Origin of the sequence: Kitasatospora sp. NPDC049258 (assembly GCF_040678895.1) — a bacterium.
Lineage (GTDB): Bacteria > Actinomycetota > Actinomycetes > Streptomycetales > Streptomycetaceae > Kitasatospora.
Window position 1 is genome coordinate 1 of the sequence record NZ_JBFAQT010000105.1, and the last position, 1865, is coordinate 1865.

The window sequence follows — 1865 nt, forward strand, 5'->3', positions numbered from 1 at the left end:
AAGTGCACCCGCACCACCTACGCCGACAACACCGGCGCCTGGATCCTCAACGGCGCCATCCGCACCGAGACCGTCTCCGCCAACTGCGCCGCCAATGTCAATCGCGACACCCAGCCGGACGGCAGCTCGGCCGTCCTGTCCGATGTCAGGCTGCGCTATGACGGACAGGCCTACGGTGCCGCCCCCACCAAGGGCGACGTCACCCTCACCGAGACGCTCAAGTCGCAGACCGGCACCAATGCCACCTACCTCGACAACGCCAGCACTTTTGACTCTTACAGCCGCAACCTCACCAGTACCGAGCTGGCCTCAAGCACGGTCTTCGACACCACCGGCGCCACCGGACCGGTCACCACGCCGGTGACCGCAGCCCGGGTCACCACAACCAGCTTCTCACCGACCACCGGTCGCCCGACCAGAGCGACCCGTACCTCGCCACCGACGGTGTCGGGCAACGCCGCCACGACGCAGACCACGACCACGGACTACGACCTCCTACGCGGAGCCGCGTCGGACGTCATCGATGCGAACAACCGCCGCACCGACATGGTTTACGACGCTCTCGGGCGCTCCCTCAAGATCTGGCTTCCCAACCGTTCCAAGTCCTCGGGCCAAACGCCGAACAACGAGTTCACCTACTCCGTCGAGGACGGCAAGATCAAGGCGGTCGCCAGCAAGACGCTGAATGACGATGGATCCCAGCTGACCAGCTACACCCTCTATGACGGCTTCGGGCGAGCCCGGCAGACCCAGTCGCCCGGTGACAACGGCGGCCGGATCCTGACCGACACCTTCTACGACGAGCGCGGCCAGACCGCCCTCTCCTACGCGCCCTACTACGCCACCGGCGCGCCCTCGACCACGCTCTTCAAGGTCGAGGACGCCACAGGCGTGGAGACCCAGACCGCCACCGCCTTCGACGGTCTCGGACGCACCGTCAAGACCACCACGCTCGCCGGTAACGGCGTCGGCACCCCGCTCGCCACCACCCTCACCGAGTACAACGGCGACCGGGTCACCGTCACCCCACCTGCCGGCGGCACCCCCACCACCACCATCACCGACGCCGCCGGCAAGACCGTCGAGATGCGCCAGTACAAGTCCGCACTGCCGACCGGCGCCTACGACAGCACCACCTACGGCTACGACCCGGCCGGCCACATGACCAAGCTGACCGACCCGGCCGGCACCGTCTGGACCTGGCAGTACGACCAGCAAGGCCGCCAGACCAAGGCCATCGACCCCGACAGCGGTACGACACTCAAGACCTACAACGACCGCGGTGAACTTCTCACGACGACCGACGGCCGGGGCAGGACGATCGCAACCGTCTACGACAACGGTTCTCGCGCGATCGAAAGCCATGAGGGCTCGGCAACCGGGCCCATGCTGACCTCACAGACGTGGGACCCGACCGGCAATAAGGGCCTCCTTTCCACCAGCACCAGGTACAGCACGGTCAACGGCACCACCTACCAGTACAAGACCACCTACTCCCTCTTCGACTCGCTCTCTCGACCCACTCGCACCACAGTGACCATCCCGTCGGTACCGGGGCAGGAAGCGCTTGCCGGAAACTACGTCAGCGGTACCGTCTACCGGCTTGACGGGCTTCCCCGTACGACCTCCTACCCGGCAGCAGGCAACCTCGCCGCCGAGTCGGTGGCGATCACCTACGACGCCCTTCGACGCCTGACGGCGGTGGAGGGCCTGAGCTCGTACCTCACGTCGCAGACCTACAGCCTCACGGGTAAGCAGCTCCAGTCGAAACTGAGCAACGGCACCGCGGGCAAGGACGTCTACGTCACCAACGGCTACGAGTGGGGCACCCAGCGCCTCGCCTCCAGCCGCACCGACCAGTACGG

The 1865-nt window shown here is 66.5% G+C and carries 1 pseudogene; it reads left to right on the forward strand.

Annotated elements, in window-relative coordinates:
- Nucleotides 1–1865 (forward strand): annotated as a pseudogene (locus AB0K43_RS31385) (sugar-binding protein); the annotation flags it as partial.